A 22,163-nucleotide genomic window follows, 5' to 3' on the forward strand; every position below is an offset into this window, starting at 1 on the left:
GTTATTGCACAACCAATTCAGGGACCAGATCGCCTAAGCGATCGAGCAAATACAAATCGACTTCGCGGGCGCTTTCCAGTTGCATCACGCGATCGGCAATCTCTTCGCAATCGGCAATCGTCACGCTGCGGATCACCTTCTTGATCCGCGGGATCGCCAGTGGCGGTACGCTGAAGCTGCGAACGCCCAGCCCTAACAGCAACAGCACCCGAGCCGGATTGGAACTCATTTCGCCGCAGATGCCGACGGGCGTGTTGGTCTTGTTGGAAACATCGACGGTTTGTTGGATCAACCGCAACACGGCCGGATCGCTCGACTGGTACAGTTCGGCGACGCTTTCGTTGCTGCGGTCGACCGCCAACGTGTACTGCACCAGGTCGTTGGTACCGATGCTGAAAAAATCGACCTCTTCGGCAAAGCGATCGATCATGATCACCGCGGCGGGAACTTCGACCATCATCCCGATCGGGATGTCGCTGCGGAACTCGGCCCCTTCTTCGCGGAGATCATCGATCACGATGTTGACCAACATTCGCGCCGTGCGCAGTTCCTGCAGGGTCGAGATCAGCGGGAACATCATCCGCACGTCGCCATGCACCGCAGCTCGCAGTACGGCGCGGATTTGGGTGCGGAACAGGTCCTGATTCTTCAGCGACAAGCGGATGCTGCGAAGACCCAGGAAGGGATTGTTCTCGGGTTCGGTCAATGAGGTGTGCCCCATTTTGTCCGCCCCCAGGTCGAGCGTCCGAATCACGACCGGGCGGCCTTGCAGCGCTCCGATAACTTCGGTGTAAGCTTCGTAGTGGTCTTCTTCGCTCGGTTCTTCGTTGCTGCTGAGATACAAAAACTCTGTGCGATAAAGGCCGATACCGTCGGCACCACGCTGCAGGCATGCGTCCACTTCATGTGGGAACTCGATGTTTGCCGAAAGCGTTACGCGCTGTCCGTCGACCGTTTCCGCCGGCAGGTCGCGAAGTTCCGCCAATCGCAGCGTCAGCTTTTGGCGAATCTGGGCTCGTTCTTCATACCGATCGATCGTCGCTTGGTCGGGATCGACGATCATGCAGCCACGATCGCCATCGACGATGACTTGCGATCCTTGCCCGATTCGGTCCAGGAACTGGCCGATACCAACCACGGCAGGCAACTCAAGTCCCTTGGCGACGATCGCAGTGTGTCCGCCGGGGCCACCGATCTCCGTGCAAAAACCGCGGACGTATTGGCGGTCGAGGTTTGCCGTTTCGCTGGGGGTCAGATTGCGGGCCAGCAGAATCACCGGCTCATCGAGATTGCTCAACGGGTCGCTGGTCACCGCCCCCATGCGATGCAGCAATTGTTTTTCGATATCCAGCACATCCTCGGCTCGTTCGGCCAAAAACGGGCTGTTCAACTTGCCAAGCGCTTCGGCGTAGCGGTGCAAGACACGGCTGACCGCATAGGCAGCGCTCTGCTGTTGTTGGCGAACGCGGCCCTCGAGTTCGGCCAGCAGTCCCGGATCGCTGAGCATCTGCTGCTGCGCCGAAAAGATCCGCCCAGCCTCTTCGCCCAACCGTTCAGCGGTCTGTTTGCGATTTACCTCGAGCTGTTTGGCGACCTTGCCAAAGGCAGACAACAATCTCCCCCACTCGGCCGTTGTGTCGGCCGCGGGAATAAGGCACCTGGGGATGCGATAACCTTCATCGTCCAGAACTAGGGCTGGACCGATCGCAACGCCGGGTGAAACCGGGATTCCTTGAAGTTCGAGCATTCAATGGCGGCATGCGCAACCTTCTTGCCATCGTCGCATCGCTTCGGGCGAACGAGTCGCCGGTGGCTTGCGAGGAGGGATCGAAGTGGCCTTGCCATTTCTTTTTGTACGGTTTGAAAGTTCAATACGGGCGGTGCCAGGCCGGTTTGGCTTGGCAGCCCTGCCGCGGCCGGTATCGGCTTGCGGCGTCGGAGTCTTATTCCGAGTCGAGTTCATGGAAACCTTGGTCGAATAATTCGGCGACAGCCGAAAGCGCTTCGGCTGCGTCGCTGCCCTCGGCCGAAAGTCCCAGTTGAGTTCCTTGGACGGCGCCGAGCGTCAATACCGAGAGCATGTTTTTGCAGTCGGCAGATTGGTCATCTTTGGTCACCATGACGGTCGAATCAAACTGCATCGCCAGTCGCGCCACCAGTTCCGCCGGGCGCAGATGCAGCCCTTTCTCGTTCTTGACGACGACGGTTTGCTGGCAGGATGGATTGGACATGGCTTGCATTTGTAGTGCGGAATTGGCCACTAAGAGGCAAATTGGTTGTTGTCAGCCTCTTCGAGCAGTTGGTTGATATCGTCGACCGTCTTGCTCTGCTTCAAGAAGCGGCAGAAGGTATCGTCGCGCAACTGACGAGAGATGTTTTCCAGGGCCCGCAGGTGGTCGCCGGGGCGTTCGGGAGGGCTGATCAGCAGGAAGAAGAGTTGTACTTTTTCGCCATCGAGGCTGTTGAAGTCGACGCCGTCGACGCTGACACCGACGGTGCCGACCAGCTTTTCAACGCTGGGGTGCTTGGTGTGGGGGACGGCGACGCCACGGCCGATGCCGGTGCTGCCAAGTTCTTCGCGCTTCATGACAGCAGCGATGATGTCCTCTTTGTCGGCCGCCTTGATCTCACCGGCGCTAACCAAACTTTCCACCAATTCCGTGACGACCGCTTCCTTGTCGTAAGACGCCAAGTCGGGCTTGATCGCTTTGACGCAAATAAAGTCTGCGAATTTCATTACCTATCCTTTGATTTTAAAAAATTCAGCCTCGCCGTGATCGTCTCGCGACGCCCCACGTCGGGGCTGGGGGGATTTCATGGAGCCACCGGTGCTCGTCGAGGGGGGACGGCTTCCAGGTGGCTGTGCGGTCTTGCATCGGTGTATCGCATGTTCGATCGGCCGCAATGTTGTCGAGTGTAGCTGAATTCCGGCTGCTTGGCGGCGTGGCAGTCCACCGCCGTCGATCTTCGTCTGGTATTGCTCGCGGTAGGGATCGTCTCAGACTTCGTCCGTCGATTCCACTTCGTCGGCAACATCGTTTGGTTCCAAGTGCTTCAAGCCTGTCGCCCGATGTTCTGTTCGCTTTTCTTTGGCGCGTCGCAATTGTTTTTCCAGCTTGGGAATGACAACATCCAGAGCTCCGATAACCGTCGTGGCCGAGGCAGACGCGATAAAGTCTTCCTCGTGTTCCACCGAGACCTTGGCCTCGAGTGCCGGTGATTCGAGCTTCTCCAAGTCGACAATCACTTCAATCGCGTTCACTCGATCATATAAGCGACGCAGTTTTCCAACTTTGTCTTCGATCAGAGATTGATCGCCCGTTCCAAGATTGCCGTGTCGGGCAGAGACGCTCACTAGCATTGATTGCTCCTTAGAATGATTGCAGCATCGAAACGGCTCCCGTTTCTAGCGAGTAGCATACGCCGAATCACGCGTTTAGGTAAGCGTTACTGTAAACGCGTGCACATGATTCGGCGGTATTTTCGTTCCAAATGTTCGGCTTACCGGACCATAAGTTCTTCCCAAACAATACCTTACGATACCCGTAAAGGACTGTTCGCGTCACCCTCAATTGACGCTTTTTCGGGTCCAGCTCGCTTCGCGTTCCAGCTTTTTGGGAATTGATTGTTAAAGTTCTTCTGGGCCCGTTCGCACGCCTGATGCGATCGTTAACTTGCCCCTAATCGCTCGTTGGATGGGTGCCGTTGCCGCTCATTTGGCTGTGGCCTGGTCCATCAAGCAGTACACATATTCTTGTCGTTTCCCGTCGACAGGCAACGACACACGCGTGAAAATTTGACCTCCGCAAATCGCGGGGGATGCAAATACCTCGGTTCCGAGCGAGTTTGTCGCCACGCTTTGGTATTCCTGGACATTCGCTTTAAAAATGTGAGTGGTCCCCGATTCGCTAGTCACATAAATGTTATCCCCGACCAGGACGGGGGAGCAGCTGAAGGTCTCGCCCAGCCGCTTTTTCCACACCTGGTCTCCCGTGCGAACATTCAGGCAGGTGGCGATGCCGGCATCCAGAATGGCAAATACATGCCCCTTGGCGATCAGCATCGATGGCACGTAATCGCGGTCGGTGTTTTCCCAGACAACCTTTCCCGAACCGTCCGCTGCGACCGCGGCGATGTGATTGTCGGGGTATCCGCCGCTGGTCAAAACGACGTTTCCATCGGTCACCGTCGTCGTCACGCATTCGGTTGTCGCTCCTTCGATTTCCCAGATCGTTTCCCCTGTCAGCGGGGCGAGGCTGGTGACCAGTTCACAACCGGTCATGATCAATTGTTGGCGACCCGCCGCCTCGACGATGACGGGGGAGGGGTAGTTCGGCATTTCGGGCCGCTTGCGTCGCCAGACGACCTCGCCGTTGGCCCGGTCCATCGCCACGATCGCTCCCCCCGCTTTATTGTCAGCCGATGAGATCACCAGGTTTTTGTAGATCGTCGGCGACGAACCGTATCCCTGGTGGACCTGGTAATCGGTAAGCCGCGTTTGCCAGAGCTGTTTGCCGTCCAGATCGAGCGCGGTCGTCCAGACGGCGTTGTCGTTGAGGAAGTTGGTGAACAGTCGCGTGCCATCCGAGGCGATCGTCGACGATGCCAGCGTTGCCTTCAGATTCATCTTTTTTCCGCGGGTCTCGAATCCGCCACGGTGGACGATCGTTTCCCATAGCTGTTTTCCGGTCGCGCGATCGAGCCCGAGGACGATCTGGACTTCGCGTTCGTGATCGGCTGAGGTGATGAAAACGCGGTCGCCGATCACGACGGGGGAACTGTGACCGCGGCCGGGCACCTCCGTTCGCCACAACACATTTTCGGTCTCGCTCCACGATGTGGGAGGCGTTTGCTTTGGCGAAGCGACTCCGTTTTGATCCGGGCCGCGCCAGAAGGGCCAGTCGCTGGCGGGGAACTGCAATCCGCTGAGTCCAGCCGGTTCGAGCGCCGCCGCGGGCTGGCTGATCAGGGAAAGCGATATCAACAGACAAATAGGAGCGAAGTTCTTCAGTCGACCCATAGCGGTGCGTCTCGGTAGGTTGGTGGAGCCGGAGGGGGCGACCGGAACGCTTTCGGGTCGCGCTCTCATTATCGATCATGCCGCGCCGCAACGCAATCTTTGCGCACCCTCAGCCCAGGGCGGGCGTGCCAGGTTCGGTGGGGGCTGCAATGGAGAGCCGCGGGCTGTCAGCTGATCTGATCGCTCGACAGGTGCGTGATCGAATTCAGGATATCCAACCGCCAAGCGTCTTCGGAAACGGTAAACTTCGTCAGTCCGGTGTTCAGCATCGGGCCGATGTGTCGGCGGGTGAAATCGTTGCCAAGGATCTGTCGCAGCATGCAGACTTTAAAGTCGGCGTGGATCACCGCCACGACGACCTTGTCGGTCGCCCCGAACTGTTCGGCAAATCGAGCCAGCATTTGTTCGCTGCGGAGCGTCGCTTGGGCTTCGGTTTCATAGGGACGACAGCCCCACCAGCCCTCGGTGCCGATCGATTCATCGACCGTTGTACCGGGATATTTGGCGAGGATCGCGTCGCGGTTCATCCCCGGCGCCCCCTGCTCTTCCCCGGGAATGTAGCCTCGGTAACATCCGCCGACCTCGTGCAGATCGCGCCAGACATGGATTGGCATCCGCAGAGAATCGGCCAGGTACTGGGTCGTCTGCAGCGTCCGGAGGAATCCGCTGGTGACCAGGAAATCGACGTTTTGATCGGCTATCGATTTTGCGATCGCCGCAGCCTGCTGGTGTCCCAGTTCGGTGATCTCGGGATCTTCGACACGCTCCGCTTCGGGATTGCTGTTGTTGGCGCTTTGCGCGTGGCGGATCAGGTACAGCTGCATCGTCAAACTTTCGTCGAATCGGCGCGATCCGAATCGATCGCTTGGGAGGAAGGAGATGTCTCGCTGCCGCGATCGCGACCGACCCAGTCGATCATGGTCCATTGCAGGATCAGCAGCAGCACGGGGCCAACATACAGTGCGAATTGAGAAAGGCTGCGATTGCGCATCCACTGCGGGCCATTTTCGGCAATCGCAAAATAGATCGCCGCGACGACGCCGCCATTGAGAACCAGCAACAGGCAGCCGAACAGAGCGCTGGCCACGGCGAACCCGCAGGTTCCCAGGCCGCCGCGAAGTCTTGCCGATCGTCTCACTGAAGCTCCCAGGTTGATTCAAACGCTTCGCACGAAAGGCTCGCGGCGGCTCGCGCGTTGCACGCCGCAAGATACTCTCCCCGTTGTAGTCGCCGCTGCGGTAAGTGCAACCGGCCCGGACGGCTTTGGGAGAGGCTTCGTCGCCGTTTCGAAACCGATCAACATCGCTGCGTCACGGAATCCGCAGCGCCGAAAACTGTCGATGCGCTCGCTTTCCCTTAGAGACTTCGAATCCCTTGCGAGCTGCAAACTGCTTGTGAGCCGCGGTCGCAACCTGTTCGTCGTAGGGGCCAGCGTGGACCAACAATAAGTACCGCAGGCGGAGCGGTTTTTCAGAGGTGATCTCGAACGCTTCGTGCATTCCAAACGAAGCGCCCATCCAGCCATCGGCTCGGACGTGCCAGTGCGTTGGGTAGCGAGGGTTCTCGGGATGGTCAAAGAAGGTGATTCCTTCGATCTGCGTCGTCCGGTCGGGGCCGCTGCCGACAGCGACCGGGCCGCTGTAATCGACCCAACGAGCTGGCTTGCCGAAAATCTCCGGCTCCCCTTCCCCACCCTCGCTGTTGGTCAATCGCCCGCCGCCAAAATGAGTCGAGATCGTCTTGGCGACTCGCACGGCGAGAAACCCAAAATTGGTTTTCCCCAGCTGAACCGAATCGCGGCCCTCGCCCGGTTTGAATTCGGCCTGCAGTTCCAATGCGTATTGTCCTGCTTCGCCGGGAATCAACGCGGCGACAAGGTCCTGCTGCATCAATTCGTTCCCCTCGGGATCGAACCAGCCGCAGGTCGACGCCATCACGGATTCGTCGTTGCCGTCCTCGTAGGCATACCAATTCTTCTGTCGGATCGAGGTCCCTTTGCCATCGGCCCAAAAGGTGAATCCGTCGACATCGTGATGCGCAAACCAAACGCTGCGATGATGATCGTGGTCCGCCGCGCCGGGGTGTCCCATGCGAGTCAGCGACGTTCCCGATGGTCCAACTAACGGATAGAAGAATGGACGCGGGTATTTGGCGTCGTAGTGCCACCGCGTTCGCTGCACGCCATCGATCTGGAAGTCGACCTGGTGGTCGGGCAGCGGAATCAGTTCGCATCGATCCAGTTGAAACGCGCCTGCGGCGGCAGGCTCTTCTGCCAACAGCGGAGAGGCGGCGGCTAGCAGTAACAAAACGCAGGCGGCGGATCGGATTAGGCGGGAGCGCATGCGGAACCTTTGCAAAATCAGCGGTGAGAGAGTTGGGGGCAGGCGGGATGTTCGCCATCTTCCCATGCTCGCGACTACGCTGCAACTTGCTGCTTCAGGACTAAGACGCGGCGGCTGATTTGCCTACGCAGAAACTGTTAACGGCCTGTCGATTTAATCAGCCGTTTGGTCGTTAGCCCCGGTTCAAGCACTGCTACACCGGGGCTAACGCCCAAACGGCTAATTCAAGGAAACTCGTTGTGACTAAACCGACAAGCCGTTAACAGCCTTGGCTGCATGCGCGTCGCCGCTGATGTTACTAGCGGGATCAGTTCAGCGTTTCGGGACGCGTTCCCATCAGGAGCCCCGCGTTTTGAGGAGCGTTGGTTAGCGGTGCGTAGAGGGCGGAGGTGAGGCCTGCGCCGACCATCAACTGGCTCGCTTCGGGAGCGGTTCGCAAGCGTCCCAGCGGAGTCCGCAAACCGAGTTCCAAGTTCTGCACGGCGGTCGCCAACGATCGCTTTTTGGCATCGATTGGATCGAAGAAATCGATCACCGCAACTTCTCCATCGGGCCGCGTGACATCGGCGGCGCGGCCGAGGATCGTGACGGCAAGGGCATCGTCGATCGTTTGCAGCAGTTCGGGGATCACGACCAGATCGAATGGTCCCTCGGGCAGTTCGCCGCTGGTCGGATCGCCTTCGATCCCCTTCCAGCGATTCTGCAGATCGATGCTCTCGATCATCGTCTTCGCTTCGCCCAACGCGTCGGCATGATCGATGGCGACGATCGTGGTGCCGGGATCGCGAAACGCAAGCGTCGACGTCCAGACGCCCGAACCACAACCGATCTCCAGGATCCGCAGGTCGCGACGTTTCTGGCCGATCTCCAACACCGCGGCGGCTTGCATTGCCAGTGGTGTCCGCGTCCATCCGCGAGCGACTTGGTGACGTCGATACGCATCGCCGTTTCCGGCGGGAAGATCGCATCGCAGTTGGCCGACCATGCTGTCCAAGTAGTAGTCGCCGAGGTCGGAATCGTATTGGGCCAACAGTCCCAGAGTTTGCGACGCGGCGTAGTGCTCGGCGTATTGTTCGATCAGACCGCTCGCGACCAAGACGTCCAAGATCCGCGTGGTCAGGTTGGGCTGGATGTCGCAAGCGTCGACCAGCTCGCCAAACGTCTTTTGCCCCGACAGCAGTTGCTGGAACAGACCGACCTCGCGGGCCGCACGAATCGCGTGCGCCGTCGAGTTGATCCCGATCAGGGTCCAGTATTTGCGAATCGTCAATTCTTGCTGATTGGCCATCGTATGGTTGTGTCTTTTCGTGGTTTTTGCAGTGGTGCGGGGGGCCGCGGCGGCGGCAAGAGTATATCGCACGAGGTTCGTTTCAGGAACGGATGGCCGGCCTGTGAATCGCTGTCGATCGGATCAGTCTCGCCACTGTGACTTCAGTTCCGCCAGCCCCTGGGCTGTCGAGATGATCGGTTCGTAGCCGAGCAGTCGCCGGGCGGCGGTGATGTCAAAGTAATGGTCTTTGGCCAGTTGAGCGGCGACAAATCGTGTCATCGGCGGCTCGCTGGTCCGCCGCGTGGCGGCGTAGATCAGTTCCAGACCGTGGCCGATCTTGTAGGCGGTGCGGTAGGAGATCGATCGCGTCGGCACTTCGACTCCCGCCGCCGTTAAGATCTCCGACAGCCAAGCCCAGCAGCCGACCGGTTCGCCTTGCGACAGGAAGTACGCGCGGCCAGCGGCTTCGGTCTCCCCGCTGCTGATTCGGTCCAACGCCAGCAGATGGGCGTGGGCGGCGTTGCGAACGTGGATCGTATCGATCAGGTTTTCACCCGAACCGACGCGGACCAAGCGGCCGGCGCGGGCGCGTTGGATCAAGCGTGGGAACAGATGCGGATCGTCGGGAGCCCAGATCAGATGGGGCCGCAGCGCGCAGGTCAGCAGACGCCCCGGCTGATTGGCCGCCAAGACTTCCTTTTCAGCCGCGGCCTTGGTGCGCGGATAGTGGCACAGATAATCGTCGGGGTAGGGTTCCGATTCGTCGACGCCGGTCTGGTCGTCGCCGCCGAACGTGACGCTGGGACTGCTGCAGAAGACCAGACTGCGGATCTCGCGTTGGTGGCAGGCGTCGATCACGTGCCGGGTGCCGAGCGTATTGGTCTCAAAATAGTGTTGGTACGATCCCCAGACGCCAGCGATCGCGGCGGTGTGGATCACGGCGTCGACATCTTCGGTGGCCCGCAGGACGGCGGTCTGGTTGCGGACATCGCCGCGGACCTGCTGCATCCCCGCTTCGGCAAGCTGTGGGTAATCGCGGCGTCCGAGCCCGACGACATCATCGCCGCGGGCGAGCAATTGGCGAACGATCTCGGCTCCTAAGAAGCCGCCGCAACCGGTGACTAAAACTCGCATGAACTTCCTGGTGGCAGTGGCGTGAAAATGGGCTGGGAATCGAGCGGTGCTGCGATCGTCGTCGAAGTGTAACACGGCGGGGGGCGGAGGCCAAAGGATGGCTCGCTGCTGCTGGACTCGCGTCTCGGTTGGGTAGAGATCATAATTGGGCTCCGCACCGCGTGGCCGATCGTGTGATCTGCTGCCGGGCGAAAAAGTCTATAGATGCAAAGGAAGCTGCGTTGCGAAACAGTAAAACTCTGGCCAAGGTGCGAGCGGGCAAGCCGGTTCGGATGTGCTCGTTTGGACATTTTATTCCGGCATACATCCAGATGGCCGCCGACAGCGGATACGACTGTCTGTGGTTGGACGCGGAGCATCGGGCGTTCACCGATCGCGAGATCCAGACGCTGTTATCCTATTGCCATCGGTTCGACATCGATTGCATGTTGCGGCCGCCGACGTTGGAGAAATCGCGGCTGTATCGCTATCTCGAAGATGGCGCGACGGGATTGATGATCCCACATGTCTCGACAGCTGATCGGGCGGCGGAATTGGTCCAATCGGTGAAGTTCCCGCCGCTGGGCGATCGCGGGCAGGATGGCGTTGGGTTGGATGCGGGATTTCTCTCGCGGGGCGATGAATACGTCGAGCACGCGAATCGCGAGACCTTTCTGGTTGTGCAAATTGAGACGCCTCAAGCGGTTGGAAATATTGACGCGATCGCCGCGGTTCCCGGTGTCGATGGAATGTTCATTGGTCCGGGCGATCTCGGTTTGCGGATCCGACGGACCGAAACCAACGTCACGATCGCTCAGGCCAACGCCGACGTCGCCGCCGCGGCGGCTAAGCACGGGAAATTCTGGGGCGGTCCGGGATTATCGCTGGAGAATATCCAGCATTTGTACCAGTTGGGTGCGCAAATGATTGCTCACGGAAACGATTACGATGGATTGCTGACGATGCTTCGCAACAGTTCAGCCGAACTCGATGCGATCTATGGTTGATTCCCCCGTGCGGGGATCCGGGCGTAAATACGAAATCGAGATAGAGCACCGATGAAAACCTGGACCATTGGCCGAAATCTGTTGTGCGACGTGGTGATCGATCAACCCGACGTGGAGGATCGGCACTGCCTTCTGCGACAAACCATCGGTGGATTTTTGTTGGAGGATCTCGGTTCCCGGTGTGGAACGTTTGTCGACGAACACCGGATCACGCATCCGGTAATAGTTTCGGACAACAGCCGAATCGTGTTGGGAGTGTCGACACCATTTGTTTGGCCCAATGGGATCGATCCCCAGGCGATCCCGCAATCGACCGGCGGCGCCAAGGTCTACCGTGTCGGCCGCTTTCCCGACAACGATCTCGTGCTCGATCGCGACATGATTTCCGGCCGGCATGCGCTGTTGGTGGTCGAAGGGGATCGGATCATGATCGAAGATCTCGGGTCGACAAACGGGACGGCTGTCGGCACGATCGACAACCGGATCGGGTATGCCGAGGTTCGCGAGCGAGATCGAGTCTTCTTTGGTTCGTTCAGCATCATGGTCACCCATTTGTTGGCGATGACGCGGAAGTCGAAGCCGCCCGAAACTGTCATCGAACAACCGGTTCACGCCGCGCGGACCGATCTCGTTTCCAAAGCTTCGTCGCGGCGAGGTCTGTTGGCGACGGCCGCGTTGTTGGCTGCGTTGATGGCGGGATGGTGGATGCGCCCGGTGGCTCCGCAAGCTCCGTCCGATCTGCTCTCATCTGGTAATTCCCCATCGACGCCAGAGATTCTGCCGTCCGAGGTGCTCGAGCTGCAAGCGGCTATGCCACCACCGGATCAAAAAGCGGATCTGTTGGCAGCCCGCGACAAGGATCAGCCGTCGGGGCCAATCCCGATCAGCGAAGCGGCTGACGCTTTGTTCATGGTGATTGTGACTGGTGATTCCAAACAGATTGCGTTTCATATTGGAACCGCTTGGCTGGCCGCCAGCGACCGGTTGGTGACCAGCGGGACGGTTGTTTCGGCGATCAAGGAGCAGGACGCTAGTGGATTTTCGCATGTGCAGGTCGTGCAGACCTCCACGGGGTTGCCGTTTGATATCGAGACAGTGCGGCTCGACGCAGGACTGGCCGAGGCGCAGCAGAAGTATGCGCAAGGCCGCCAACATTACAGCGAACTGCAGGCGGAGATCAAAGCGCTGCGGCTGCGAGGCGACTCTGCGGACCGGCTCGATGAAGCACGCCGGGAATCGCAGGAGATCATCGAAGCCGGGTTGCAATCTACGTCGGTGCGGGCAAGTTTGAATGTCGGTTGGCTGCAGTTGGCCGCGGCCGTCCCAGACGCCAAGCCGGCGCGATTGGCGGACACTGCGGAATTGGCTGTCGGGCAAATCCTACATATGCACGCGGCTCCCTTTCAAGTCGACAACCCAGCCTGGGACTCCGCGGTGCCGGCCGATCCGCATGGCGTGGTGGTGCGTGTGGAGGAACGGATCGCTTCGACTGTCGACACGGCTCCGGATCGTTGGCTGATGTCGATGGCGACTTCCGGGCCACCGCAGAACTATGTCGGCAGCCCAATTTTGACCCAACAGGGGAACGTCGTGGCGATGTTCTCGCGACCGTTGGGCGATCAAACGGAGACGACGGAAGAAGCGTCGCTGTTGTTTGAAGCGGTTTCCGTGCCGCGGCTCGCTGAATCGACCCGTTGATCGATTGGCCCGTCGAATCGCCCGCCGCTTCGGTCAGGCCGGAACCGAATTGGAATTCGCATCCGATTGTGCGTTGACCAACGAAATCACCATGTCGCCGGTTTTGGGCTGCAGCGGCTTTTCATCGGTGTTGATGCTGACCATGCCGGCGGCGTCGATCTTGAACAGCAAGACCGCATGTTCGCCATAGGTCGACATGAGGCTGTCCAACGAAAACGTCTCGGTCAGCTTGTTCGTTTTAAAGACCGCACCATCGTCGATCCGTTGCTGCATGTAGGCGCTTGTCAATTCCGAATTGAACAGGCTGCGGCCGCGCAGATGGTGCGAGAGCGCTCGCGGCGAGTTCTGTTTATTGTTTTTGGAGGTCAGTTGAAATGTGTTTTCGCTGCCGAAGACGTTGCGAAATTGTTGCACCGCCAACGCGTTGACTTCATCGTTGGGAGTCATTGCCAGCAGGCGTCCCAGGCCGGAGAAATCGAGGTTTTCCAGGGCGTGGTCGCTGACAATGTTCACACACTCGGCTTGCAGACCATCGACCCGCGCCAAGCTGATCTTGCTGTAGTTGGTATCGCACAGCAGGACCTTGACGTTTTTCGCGTGCAACGCCCTCGCCAAGGCGCGAATCCAGGGATCGGCGCCGAGGATCAGCAGTCCCTGGGGAGTCGGTTCGGCGATCTTCAGCCATCGGGCCAGCGGTGCGGCTGATAATCCGTAGATGAAGACGGTCCCCACGATCACCAGGAACGTGACTGAATCCAACGCGGTCGCACCGGCCGCCAACGGATCCGAATTCATCAACTGCAACTTCAACGCAAACACACTGGCGACCGCGGCGGCGACGATACCGCGCGGCGCAACAAACGCGACGAAGGTTCGTTCGGCCATCGTCAATCGGGTGCCAAGCGTCGCGACAAAGACCGATAGGGGGCGGATCACCAGGACCAACGCGAGCACAAATGCGACTCCCGGCCAGCCGATATTGCCGATCGCTTGCAGGTCCAATCGCGAACCGAGCACGATGAACAGACATCCGATCAGCAAGACTTGCAAGTGTTCCTTGAATTCGATGATATGTTCGATCGCGACTCGCTTCTGGTTCGCCAATAAGATCCCCAGCAGCGTCACGGTGACCAGCCCCGATTCTTCGGCAAGCGCGTTGCTGATCGCAAACAACAGCAGCGCCAAGGCTAGCGAGAGGACGCCTTGCAGATGGTCGGGCAGCCAGTAACGCCGGATGCTGAGGACCAGGAACCAGGCGCCGAAACTGCCGAACAACAGTCCGACGCCGATCGTTTTGGCCAGCAGCACCAATCCGGAGACGACCGAAAATTCGTCGGCTCCCAGAAACAGTTCGTCGAAGACCAGGACCGCCAACAACGCACCGACCGGATCGATAACGATTCCTTCCCACTTCAGCACGCTGCTGACTCGCGCCGAAGGGCGGATCTGCCGCAGCAGCGGTCCGACGACGGTCGGGCCGGTGACGATCAGGATCGCCCCCAACAGCAGCGAGACTCGCAGATCGAAGCCCAGGATGAAATACGCCGCCACGGCTGTCAAAAGCATCGTGATCGTACTGCCGACGACCAACAACCGGACCACCGATTTGCTCGACTGGCGAAACTCGTTGATCTTCAACGACAGTCCGCCTTCGAACAAGATTACCGCGACCGACAGGGAGACGATCGGAAACAAAATTCCCGGCACGTCTTGAGGGTCGCCGTCCATTATTTCGGCGATCAACGTATCCAGCGGGACAAACTGGCCCAGCAGGATGCCCATGCAAAGCAGCAGCAAAATCCCAGGCAAACGCGTTCGCCACGCGATCCATTGCGAGAGAACGCCCAACGCCGGGACCAAGGCGAGATACAGCAGCAGATCCATTTGAAGTACCGTCTTGGCAAGGCGTTTGGCAACGCAGGAGAAGCAGAGGTCTAGACGCTCGCGTTAGACTTGATCGATTGGAGTTCTAATTCACAGATCTGCAGCGCATCGGCAGCCAACTGGCCCGCCAATGCCCCGGGATCTTTGCCCGCCAGCACATCGGCAGCCGTTTGAACTTCGATCACAAACGCGTCGGCTGGATCTCCCGATCCCAATTCGGGCCGCTCGATCTTTCCGCCTTCGTGGATAATCTTTACCGGCATCAATTCGGTGCCGTCGTCGAAGCCGGCGAACTCAAATTGAATCGTCGCCCGTTCGAAATGAACTTCGTATCCATGCGTGAACGGACGGCCGTGTTGGTCGATCGTGCCGCCGCCAACCGAAACGATCACATCGGGATCGTCGTAGGTCATCATCGATTCAAAATACGAAGTGGTCTCGCCACGCATCCGGCCACGGCTGATCACTTCCTTGGGCATTCCAAACAACAGACGCAGCAAGTGGGCGTCGTGGACATGCAGGTCGATCAACGGACCGCCCACTTTTTCTGGATTGTAGAAATCGGGGTTCCAGTCGACCGGGCCGATCACGCGTTTGAAGCGGCCACCCAAACACTTGCCGTATTTCCCCGATTGCTGAGCGTCGACAAGCAACCGGAACTCGGGCAGGTAAGCCAAAACGTGAGCAACCATCAGGTGCAAGCCCTTCGATTCGGCCAGTGCGACCAGACTCGCGGCATCGTCGGCGTTCAGCGCCAACGGCTTTTCGCACAACACGTGCTTGCCAGCTTCCAGGCACTTGCGGACCGCATCGACATGCAGATGAACGGGCAGGCAGATGTCGATCAGATCGATCGAATCGTTCTCCAACATCTCGTCCAGCGTTTCGTAGACCGAAAGGTTGCTGACATCGATCTGTTTGCCGGGAGGTCCAAAGTTGCCTTGGATGCCGGTCCAGTCGCCGCCGCGTCGCTGTGGATCACGCGTGCAAAAGGCAACCAATTCGGCACCGGTGGCGCGTTGATAGGCGAGGTAGTGGATCCAGCCCATAAAGCCGATGCCTGCGATTCCTGCACGCATAATTTGCTAACTCCGAAGTTGATTGACTGAGGAAACCGTCGATTAAACGAGGTGGGTAAAGGCGGTAGGCAGCCGATGAAATCAAGCGTCCAGTTTTTCAAACCGCTCGGCTGCAGCATCCCATGGATCGGGATCTTGCGGTTCGTAGACGACGGGTTGGAAGCTGTCGCGAATCAATTGACGGCCCTCTTGAATCGAGCCGATTTGCCCCAGTCCAACCATCTGCATAACGATGTTGCCAATCGCCGTCGCTTCTACCGGTCCGGCCAACACGCGGCGGCGGCAAGCATCCGCCGTCATCTGGCACAGCAACGCGTTTTGGGCTCCGCCACCCAAGATATGAATCGTGTTGATCGTGGTGCCGGTCAGCGATTCGAGCCAACCGAGGCAGGTCCGGTAACGGAGCGCCAGCCCTTCCAAGGCACCTCGGAACAGGACGCCGTTGTCGGCGGCGGATGGTTGTCCGGTGCGGTTTGCAAATGCGGCGATCGCATCAACCATACATGCCGGGGCTGCGAAGTCGGGGCAGTCGGGATCGATCAGTAATTGGAACGGCTTCGCGTCGGCGGCCGCTTGAACCATGCTGGGCCAATCTAACGTTTGACCGCGTCGTTCCAGCGAGGCTTTGATCTGTTGGAAGATCCACAGCCCGCCGATGTTCTTCAGCAATCGCGTGCTCCCTTGAACGCCACCCTCGTTGGTGAAGTTCAATTCGGCACAGCGATCGTTGATCAGCGGTTCGGGAATCTCACAACCCATCAACGACCAGGTGCCGCTGCTGATGTAACACCAGTCCGGTTTGGCGGGAGCAAAATTGTCGGCGGGCACAGCGACGACAGCCGACCCGGTATCGTGAGTCGCTGGCAGGACAACGGGGACGCCTTCGAGACCGGGGACTCCACCTTGGCCGCCGAGGATCGGGCCCAAGACGGTTCCTGGTTGCACGACGTCGCTGAAGACGCGCGTCGGCAGATCGAACGCTTTGAGCAGCTTTTGCGACCAGCCTTGCTGTTGGGTGTTATACAGTTGCGTCGTTGTCGCGTTTGTGTATTCGATCGCCGCTCGGCCGGTCAGCAGCCAGTGAAAGAAGTCGGGGATCATCAACATCTGGTTGGCGATCTTGAGGACCGGCGAATTTTCCAGCCGCGCCGCCAACAACTGATACGCCGTGTTGAGCTCCATGAATTGCAGCCCCGTCTCGGCGAAGATCTCTTCGCGAGCGACGCGTTCAAACGCCTTGGGGAACATTCCGCGAGTCCGTGCGTCGCGGTAATGATAGCCCGGGCCGATCAGGTCGCCGTTGGCATCCAGGAAAACGTAATCGACGCCCCAGGTGTCGACGCCGACCGAAAGGACTTTGGCGTCGCCAGCGGCGGCCAACGAAAGGCCTTTGCGAATCTCCTGCCACAGCCCCAGCAGATTCCAATACATCCGCCCCAGCACGTGAACTGGATCGTTGGCAAACCGATGCACCTCGGTGAGCTTCAGTTGCCCGTCCTCGATGCAGCCAGCCAGCACCCGACCGCTCGATGCGCCAAGGTCCACTGCTAAATGCACAGGTGCCGATGCCATACGTTTCCTTCGTTCGATCGATGATTTGTGGGATCTACCAACCGAAAAATGTGACCGCCCGCACGGCGAAAGTCAACCGGACGCCGCCGCGGAGGACCAACTTCCCGCTTCATAGCAGAGCCGTCTGTCTTATGGCGAAACACTCGTAGGAATCGGTGGATAACGCGATGTGCGTGGCTTTGTCGCAGGGGGGGAAATCAATGAAAACACCCGACCGAAGGCATTGCTTCGATCGGGTGGATTGCGATCTGAGGTGCAGGGGAAGCCCTAGCCGGGCGTGACTGTCATTAGTAAGGACCAATCGGTTGCAGATCTCGCATCGCCCCGAGGTTTCGCCAAGTCGCGATGTCGATCGTCTCAGCAACAAACCGGACCGAGGCATCACACAAGGTGACTTGAACCCCGCCGGGATGTCGGCTGCGCGCCGAAAAACGGGATGGGTTGCCGTCGGTTGCCGAATTCCCAACACATGGCAAGCCGAGCGGCGCGTTCGTTGCGTTTTGGCAGAAGCTGGAATTCAACGCGTCGGGAATCGTTGTGTTGGGCCCCGCGTAGGTTGTCATGCCCACAAACGGTACATACCAAGTCAGCCCGCGCAAGTCCTGGCCCACTTGACCTTGCAAGATTTCGCCAACCAACACGGTGCTGGAGGTACCGTCGAGGATGTCGCGCATCGAGTAGGTCTTGCCGTTGGAACCGCTCGTCGATTCGAACGGAGCACCATTGAATTGGACGGCATTAAAGGGACTCGTGCGACCGGTATCGGTATTCCCCAAGTTGACAGCGTAGTTGTAATTGGGCGTCGAGTTCCACGTTTTGGTTGGCGTGTCGCTTGGGCAAAGGTAGGCAGGAATCTCGGTGCGGATCACTGCGGTATTGGCTCCATGTGCATACTGACGGTGCGGCTCCCATTGCTCAGCCAAGTTGTTCTGTTCAATAAACGGCAAGATGAACCGAATCCATACGTAACCGCTTTGGTTCTGATCGGTGATCAATGGGGCGTTCGGACCAGCGCCTGTCGCACCGTTGGGAAACGTCTTAAACGTGTCGTGGTAGTTGTGCATCGCCAACCCAAGCTGCTTCAGGTTGTTGGAGCAAGACATGCGTCGCGCGGCTTCACGTGCGGCCTGCACCGCTGGCAGCAGTAGCCCGACCAAAATACCGATGATGGCAATCACCACCAACAGTTCGACCAACGTAAAACCTGACTTCTTGGAACACTTCATGAGAACACTCCGGGAATAGAGGGACTGAACAACCAATTTAGAAATAACCGCTTCGGCGAGCGGCAAATTAAGTGGACTTCAAATCGAAGTCGAAAACGTTTTCGGTGTCGGCCTTCACGTCGGCCTCCAGCTCTGTTTTGACGTTGTATTTCGCGGGGACCCGATTTGCTTCGGGCGCGGCAGATGCGGCGTCCATTGCCATTTGTGGATCGGCGATCGTTTCGCCTGTCCCGCCCGACGATGAAATCAAAACTTTGAATTTGCCTGGCAGCAAACCTGCCTCGGCGGGAATCTCGTATTTGCCCGCTTCGATCACGCTGCCGGAGTTCAGCGGAGTGTCCGATGCCTGCGATTCGAACTGAATGGAGCCACTCTCTAAAGGGGCTCCGTCGAGCGTTACCGTTCCCTTGACGGGCAATCGTCCCAGCGTGTTTTGGGGGCCACATCCAACAAGAAAGAGCAAAACGGGAAGGAATAACAGGATGCCTGAAGCGGCGCGGCGCGGCGTGGGATTTAGCATTGATGAACAAAACCTTAATGGGTGATGACGGACCCTAACGGTTGTTTTCCCGGAAGGGGGTAGAAGAACTTTTGAGAAATAGCGACGATCGATACTTACCAGATCGGCAGATCGATCTTACTAGTTTAAGGGGGCTTAAGCAATCTAAGCTCTTGCCTAAATGGTTAAAGAATTCCCTAGCGGAGCATGCAAAGAACTGGCACGTGTACGGAAGTCGCCGTGCCGGTGGTGTGATTTTGCGAACCTAACCGGTTGTGTTTAGTGGTGGTTGTTCCCCCGTAACGCTACAAAGACATGCTTGGTGTCCGGGGAATCAAAAAGCAGCATTTTGAGAAATGCCTGCTCCTGGAAGCGCAACTGTCGCCCAGGAACGGACCCTGTCGTGGATCGGAGCGTTCGCAGTTCGCCAGATTGTCTCGGGGCGATGGAGGAGACGTGCGAGAGAGAGGAGCGGAATCGCCTCGGGGGGGAGGCGGGATGGTTCGTTCCCGAACCTAGGCGCCGTCGCGAGGTGGGCGCTGGTGTCAGTCAGGTCGGGTTACAAACAAGCTGTCGGAAGATTCGACAATATTCACTTCGCTATCGGTCCTAACGGAATGGAATACCTGTTCATTCCCCGATGGCCAACGGACGGTTAAGGTTTCGATCGATGGATGATCTCCGATACCAAAGATCAATTGTCGTTGGTTGCTGGCCTGGTAACCCGACCCGGCTGTCAGCTGACGCGTCTTCGTTATTCCTGCGTACTGGAGTGTCACTTTGGCGCCGATTGCATCGCGACTGCAGTTCACACCATGCAGGTTCACGCTGATGTAGTGACCCGTATTCGTGGTTGTGTTTGCGTTGAACGAGGCTACCGAACCGATATTGGAAACGACAAAATCTTCTTTCCCATCGCGGTTCCAATCGAGCAATGCCAGGCCGCGACCTAAGTGATTCTGCGCGAAGTAGTCTCCCAACGACTTCGATTTGAGTTCGCGGAAGCGACCGGTTCCATCGTTTTGGAAATATTGAGGCCGCATCGCAAACGGAATCCCTTGCGCCGAAAGATCCAAGACATGACCGTTGGCAACCACGAGATCGGCGCTGCCGTCCAAATCCCCATCGAGGAACTGGGTGCCAAACCCAAGCAACTGGTAGCTCGCATCGAACAGTCCGGCACGGCGCGTCGCGTCGACAAATTGAGCGCCCGCCTGCTGTCGATACAGCGTATTGGCTTGCTCATGAAAATTGGTAACAAACAGGTCCAATCGGCCATCGTTGTTCGCATCGTCGATGGCGACGCCCATACAAGCTTGCGGCAATCCATCCCCGTCGAAAGCAAGACCATGCAAGATCGCGCGTTCGAGAAACTGCGGCGGCACGCCCGGCGTCTCGGCGGCGTTGACGAAAAAGAAGTTGGCGACGGCATCGTTGGCCACAAACAGACTCAATCTTCCCGAGTCGTCAAAATCGGCGGCGACGATTCCAAGTCCCTTGCCTTCGGGCAGTTCGATTCCCACCTGGGAAGTCACGTTTTCAAACCGCCCCTTGCCGTCATTCAGGAACAATTGATCCTGATCGCCGGCAAAGCCACTGGGGCTGCACCAGCGAAGCTCGTCGCCCTGTCGACAAATCGAACGCGCCGCGTCATCGCCACTCAGATAATTCACGTCGTAGAGGTCGGGAAAACCATCGCCGTTCACGTCGGCCAACAGGCAGCTGGTCGTCCAATGTTCGCCTCCGATTCCCGTTTCATCGCTGACGTCGGTAAAGGTTCCATCGCCGTTATTGCGGTACAAACGATTGCGACCGAAGTTTGCGACGTAGAGATCGGCAAAGCCATCGTTGTTGTAGTCACCCGCGGTGACGCCCTGGCTGTAGCGATCGTCGCCGACTCCCGCCGCAACGGCGACTTCGACAAATCGTTTGCCGCCAAGATTGCGAAATAAGCGGTCGATCGGCTGCGTCGCACCCGGTTCCGAGGGCCAGACAGCGCTCTGAGTGAAATAGACGTCGGGCCAACCATCGGCGTCATAGTCGACGATCGCCACGCCGCCGCCGGTCGTTTCCAGCATCCGCATCTCACCGGTTTCAGGATCCGCGTCCCGTTTGTAAGTGAAATCGATGCCAAGGGCTTGTGCCATTTCGGCAAAGCGGGTCTCTGCCATCGGACCGCCCGCACTGGTCGCCAGAACGGGAGCCGTTTGGTAATTCGGCAACGGGTATTCGGCGATCGCCAAATCGGCAACGGGACTCGATCCCGCCAGCGTTTGCGGCGAGTCCGCGGTGAGCACCGATCGCAGACGCGCACAGGACTGCGCAACACCGGGGTAATTCGGCTCTCTCGCCCGGACTAATTCGCACCAAGCCCATGCCTCCCAAGGGCGGCCAAGTGCTTCGGTCAGATCGGCGGCTTTCAACATCCGCTGTTGGTTTTCCGGTTGCTTGAAAATCTCGTCGACCAGAAAACCCAACTCCCGCAGTTGTTCAGCTCGATCGAGGAAAGCGGTGGCCTGTTCCGGCTTGTTCAATTGCCCGAACAACTGCCCCGCTTCCAAATGTGCGATGCGATGATTGGGATCGAGTCGCGCTGCTTCCAGGAAGCAGCGGATCGCCGCTTGGGGTTGCGCATTTTCGCGAGCCCATTGTCCACGCGTGATCCAAATCTCAGGATGGGAATCAGCGTTTGCGGGCAGCTTCTCCTGCCAGGTCGCAAAGTCGACGGGCGGATCGGTGGCGGCAAGCGACCGCCGGCCAAGCCAGGCTTGCCCTTCGAGCGACGACGGATTCGCAGCAACCGCTTCTTGCAGCATCGAATCGGCGCTCGACATCTGATTCTTCTTCATTGCCGTTCGCGCCGCTCCCACCAATACCACCAGATCGTCGGGATCGCCGGTTCGGCAACGCTGCACCAAACCCGCGTCATCGATCACCGGTTCAAGGGCGCCCAGCAGGACGAGATGATGCAGCGTGAATTGTCCGCGCCGGACCGCTTCGAACAGGTACCGGTTCGCTTCCCAGCAACGTCCTTCGACACCCAAGATGTAGGCCAAGCGATTGATCGCGGCCAGGTTCGCCGGATCGCTTTCGAGGATTTGGGAAATGTGTTCCTCCGCCGCGGAAACATGGCCTTCACGCAGTGCCTGTTCAGCTTGAAAAAGCGTTTGCGCCACATCCAGTTTGGGATTTTGCTGTTGTTCGGTTGCCAGCGTGTGATCCGATGCGTCGTGACTTGGCGTCAACGCGAGGACGGCAACGCAGTAGATCAGCAGGGCAACGGCGACGAAGGCGACGATCGCGGTCAGCCAGCGAGGCAGTTGCGCGTTGGCTTGCTGCGTTGGCTTGGGTGGCGGATCGATCGCTCGACGCGATTTAGCACTCCGTTTTTTCATTCGCCCAACGTCCTGCTGGCTTCTTTCAGTGGGATAGGTTCTGCGTTCGCAACGGTTT

The 22,163-nt window shown here is 58.6% G+C and carries 18 protein-coding genes; 2 read left to right on the forward strand and 16 right to left on the reverse strand.

Annotation, left to right across the window (positions count from 1 at the left end):
* Window position 1: 1 nt before the first annotated feature.
* The 10 genes from ptsP to EC9_RS06980 all read right to left on the reverse strand — a co-directional run bounded on the left by ptsP (window position 2) and on the right by EC9_RS06980 (window position 9,766).
* Window positions 2-1,747 carry a phosphoenolpyruvate--protein phosphotransferase gene (gene ptsP, locus EC9_RS06940; protein WP_145343529.1) on the reverse strand — a complete coding sequence of 582 codons (1,746 nt, stop codon included), beginning with the start codon at window positions 1,745-1,747 and terminating at the stop codon, window positions 2-4.
* 196 nt (window positions 1,748-1,943) lie between these two features.
* Window positions 1,944-2,231 (reverse strand): HPr family phosphocarrier protein, encoded by a 288-nt coding sequence (locus EC9_RS06945; RefSeq protein WP_145343532.1) that lies wholly within the window; start codon window positions 2,229-2,231, stop codon window positions 1,944-1,946.
* A gap of 29 nt (window positions 2,232-2,260) precedes the next feature.
* Window positions 2,261-2,737, reverse strand: coding sequence for a PTS sugar transporter subunit IIA (locus EC9_RS06950; RefSeq protein WP_145343534.1), 477 nt, complete (start codon window positions 2,735-2,737; stop codon window positions 2,261-2,263).
* 261 nt (window positions 2,738-2,998) lie between these two features.
* Window positions 2,999-3,361, reverse strand: a complete 363-nt coding sequence (gene hpf / locus EC9_RS06955) for a ribosome hibernation-promoting factor, HPF/YfiA family (protein ID WP_145343536.1) — start codon at window positions 3,359-3,361, stop codon at window positions 2,999-3,001.
* A gap of 351 nt (window positions 3,362-3,712) precedes the next feature.
* The gene (locus EC9_RS06960) at window positions 3,713-5,020 is read right to left on the reverse strand and encodes a PQQ-binding-like beta-propeller repeat protein (RefSeq protein WP_145343538.1); all 1,308 of its coding nucleotides are present in this window, start codon (window positions 5,018-5,020) and stop codon (window positions 3,713-3,715) included.
* A gap of 167 nt (window positions 5,021-5,187) precedes the next feature.
* Complete coding sequence (locus tag EC9_RS06965) at window positions 5,188-5,844, reverse strand: histidine phosphatase family protein (protein WP_218934645.1); 657 nt, start codon at window positions 5,842-5,844, stop codon at window positions 5,188-5,190.
* A gap of 2 nt (window positions 5,845-5,846) precedes the next feature.
* Window positions 5,847-6,158, reverse strand: coding sequence for a hypothetical protein (locus EC9_RS26410; RefSeq protein WP_197451651.1), 312 nt, complete (start codon window positions 6,156-6,158; stop codon window positions 5,847-5,849).
* Window positions 6,159-6,330: 172 nt separating this feature from the next.
* The gene (locus EC9_RS06970; protein ID WP_145343542.1) at window positions 6,331-7,362 is read right to left on the reverse strand and encodes a DUF6807 domain-containing protein; all 1,032 of its coding nucleotides are present in this window, start codon (window positions 7,360-7,362) and stop codon (window positions 6,331-6,333) included.
* 307 nt (window positions 7,363-7,669) lie between these two features.
* On the reverse strand, window positions 7,670-8,650 hold the full coding sequence (locus tag EC9_RS06975; RefSeq protein WP_145343544.1) for a class I SAM-dependent methyltransferase: 981 nt from the start codon (window positions 8,648-8,650) through the stop codon (window positions 7,670-7,672).
* Between the two features lie 123 nt (window positions 8,651-8,773).
* Complete coding sequence (locus EC9_RS06980) at window positions 8,774-9,766, reverse strand: NAD-dependent epimerase/dehydratase family protein (protein WP_145343546.1); 993 nt, start codon at window positions 9,764-9,766, stop codon at window positions 8,774-8,776.
* Window positions 9,767-9,987: 221 nt separating this feature from the next.
* Here EC9_RS06980 and EC9_RS06985 point away from each other — a divergent pair, with 221 nt between their 5' ends.
* Window positions 9,988-10,752 carry an HpcH/HpaI aldolase family protein gene (locus EC9_RS06985; RefSeq protein WP_145343548.1) on the forward strand — a complete coding sequence of 255 codons (765 nt, stop codon included), beginning with the start codon at window positions 9,988-9,990 and terminating at the stop codon, window positions 10,750-10,752.
* A gap of 51 nt (window positions 10,753-10,803) precedes the next feature.
* Window positions 10,804-12,450: an FHA domain-containing protein gene (locus EC9_RS06990; protein WP_145343550.1), complete on the forward strand. Its 1,647-nt coding sequence runs from the start codon at window positions 10,804-10,806 to the stop codon at window positions 12,448-12,450.
* 33 nt (window positions 12,451-12,483) lie between these two features.
* Here EC9_RS06990 and EC9_RS06995 read toward each other — a convergent pair whose 3' ends face one another.
* The 6 genes from EC9_RS06995 to EC9_RS07020 form a co-directional block, all read right to left on the reverse strand.
* On the reverse strand, window positions 12,484-14,334 hold the full coding sequence (locus tag EC9_RS06995; protein ID WP_145343552.1) for a cation:proton antiporter: 1,851 nt from the start codon (window positions 14,332-14,334) through the stop codon (window positions 12,484-12,486).
* A 50-nt stretch (window positions 14,335-14,384) separates the two neighbouring features.
* Window positions 14,385-15,413 (reverse strand): Gfo/Idh/MocA family protein, encoded by a 1,029-nt coding sequence (locus EC9_RS07000; RefSeq protein WP_145343554.1) that lies wholly within the window; start codon window positions 15,411-15,413, stop codon window positions 14,385-14,387.
* 81 nt (window positions 15,414-15,494) lie between these two features.
* Complete coding sequence (locus EC9_RS07005; RefSeq protein WP_145343556.1) at window positions 15,495-16,985, reverse strand: rhamnulokinase; 1,491 nt, start codon at window positions 16,983-16,985, stop codon at window positions 15,495-15,497.
* Between the two features lie 287 nt (window positions 16,986-17,272).
* Window positions 17,273-18,211 carry a DUF1559 domain-containing protein gene (locus EC9_RS07010; protein ID WP_145343558.1) on the reverse strand — a complete coding sequence of 313 codons (939 nt, stop codon included), beginning with the start codon at window positions 18,209-18,211 and terminating at the stop codon, window positions 17,273-17,275.
* A gap of 67 nt (window positions 18,212-18,278) precedes the next feature.
* A complete protein-coding gene (locus tag EC9_RS07015) occupies window positions 18,279-18,731 on the reverse strand; it encodes a hypothetical protein (RefSeq protein WP_145343560.1) in 453 nt (150 codons plus the stop codon).
* A gap of 524 nt (window positions 18,732-19,255) precedes the next feature.
* A complete protein-coding gene (locus tag EC9_RS07020) occupies window positions 19,256-22,105 on the reverse strand; it encodes an FG-GAP-like repeat-containing protein (protein WP_145343562.1) in 2,850 nt (949 codons plus the stop codon).
* Window positions 22,106-22,163: the final 58 nt, after the last annotated feature.

Source organism: Rosistilla ulvae (assembly GCF_007741475.1).
Classification (GTDB): domain Bacteria; phylum Planctomycetota; class Planctomycetia; order Pirellulales; family Pirellulaceae; genus Rosistilla; species Rosistilla ulvae.

Excerpts from the sequence above, each read along its gene's own strand:
- ptsP (WP_145343529.1), bottom strand. The coding sequence starts at position 1,747 with ATGCTCGAACTTCAAGGAATCCCGGTTTCACCCGGCGTTGCGATCGGT.
- EC9_RS06945 (WP_145343532.1), bottom strand. The coding sequence starts at position 2,231 with ATGTCCAATCCATCCTGCCAGCAAACCGTCGTCGTCAAGAACGAGAAA.
- EC9_RS06950 (WP_145343534.1), bottom strand. The coding sequence starts at position 2,737 with ATGAAATTCGCAGACTTTATTTGCGTCAAAGCGATCAAGCCCGACTTG.
- hpf (WP_145343536.1), bottom strand. The coding sequence starts at position 3,361 with ATGCTAGTGAGCGTCTCTGCCCGACACGGCAATCTTGGAACGGGCGAT.
- EC9_RS06960 (WP_145343538.1), bottom strand. The coding sequence starts at position 5,020 with ATGGGTCGACTGAAGAACTTCGCTCCTATTTGTCTGTTGATATCGCTT.
- EC9_RS06965 (WP_218934645.1), bottom strand. The coding sequence starts at position 5,844 with ATGCAGCTGTACCTGATCCGCCACGCGCAAAGCGCCAACAACAGCAAT.
- EC9_RS06970 (WP_145343542.1), bottom strand. The coding sequence starts at position 7,362 with ATGCGCTCCCGCCTAATCCGATCCGCCGCCTGCGTTTTGTTACTGCTA.
- EC9_RS06975 (WP_145343544.1), bottom strand. The coding sequence starts at position 8,650 with ATGGCCAATCAGCAAGAATTGACGATTCGCAAATACTGGACCCTGATC.
- EC9_RS06980 (WP_145343546.1), bottom strand. The coding sequence starts at position 9,766 with ATGCGAGTTTTAGTCACCGGTTGCGGCGGCTTCTTAGGAGCCGAGATC.
- EC9_RS06990 (WP_145343550.1), top strand. The coding sequence starts at position 10,804 with ATGAAAACCTGGACCATTGGCCGAAATCTGTTGTGCGACGTGGTGATC.
- EC9_RS06995 (WP_145343552.1), bottom strand. The coding sequence starts at position 14,334 with ATGGATCTGCTGCTGTATCTCGCCTTGGTCCCGGCGTTGGGCGTTCTC.
- EC9_RS07000 (WP_145343554.1), bottom strand. The coding sequence starts at position 15,413 with ATGCGTGCAGGAATCGCAGGCATCGGCTTTATGGGCTGGATCCACTAC.
- EC9_RS07005 (WP_145343556.1), bottom strand. The coding sequence starts at position 16,985 with ATGGCATCGGCACCTGTGCATTTAGCAGTGGACCTTGGCGCATCGAGC.
- EC9_RS07010 (WP_145343558.1), bottom strand. The coding sequence starts at position 18,211 with ATGAAGTGTTCCAAGAAGTCAGGTTTTACGTTGGTCGAACTGTTGGTG.
- EC9_RS07015 (WP_145343560.1), bottom strand. The coding sequence starts at position 18,731 with ATGCTAAATCCCACGCCGCGCCGCGCCGCTTCAGGCATCCTGTTATTC.
- EC9_RS07020 (WP_145343562.1), bottom strand. The coding sequence starts at position 22,105 with ATGAAAAAACGGAGTGCTAAATCGCGTCGAGCGATCGATCCGCCACCC.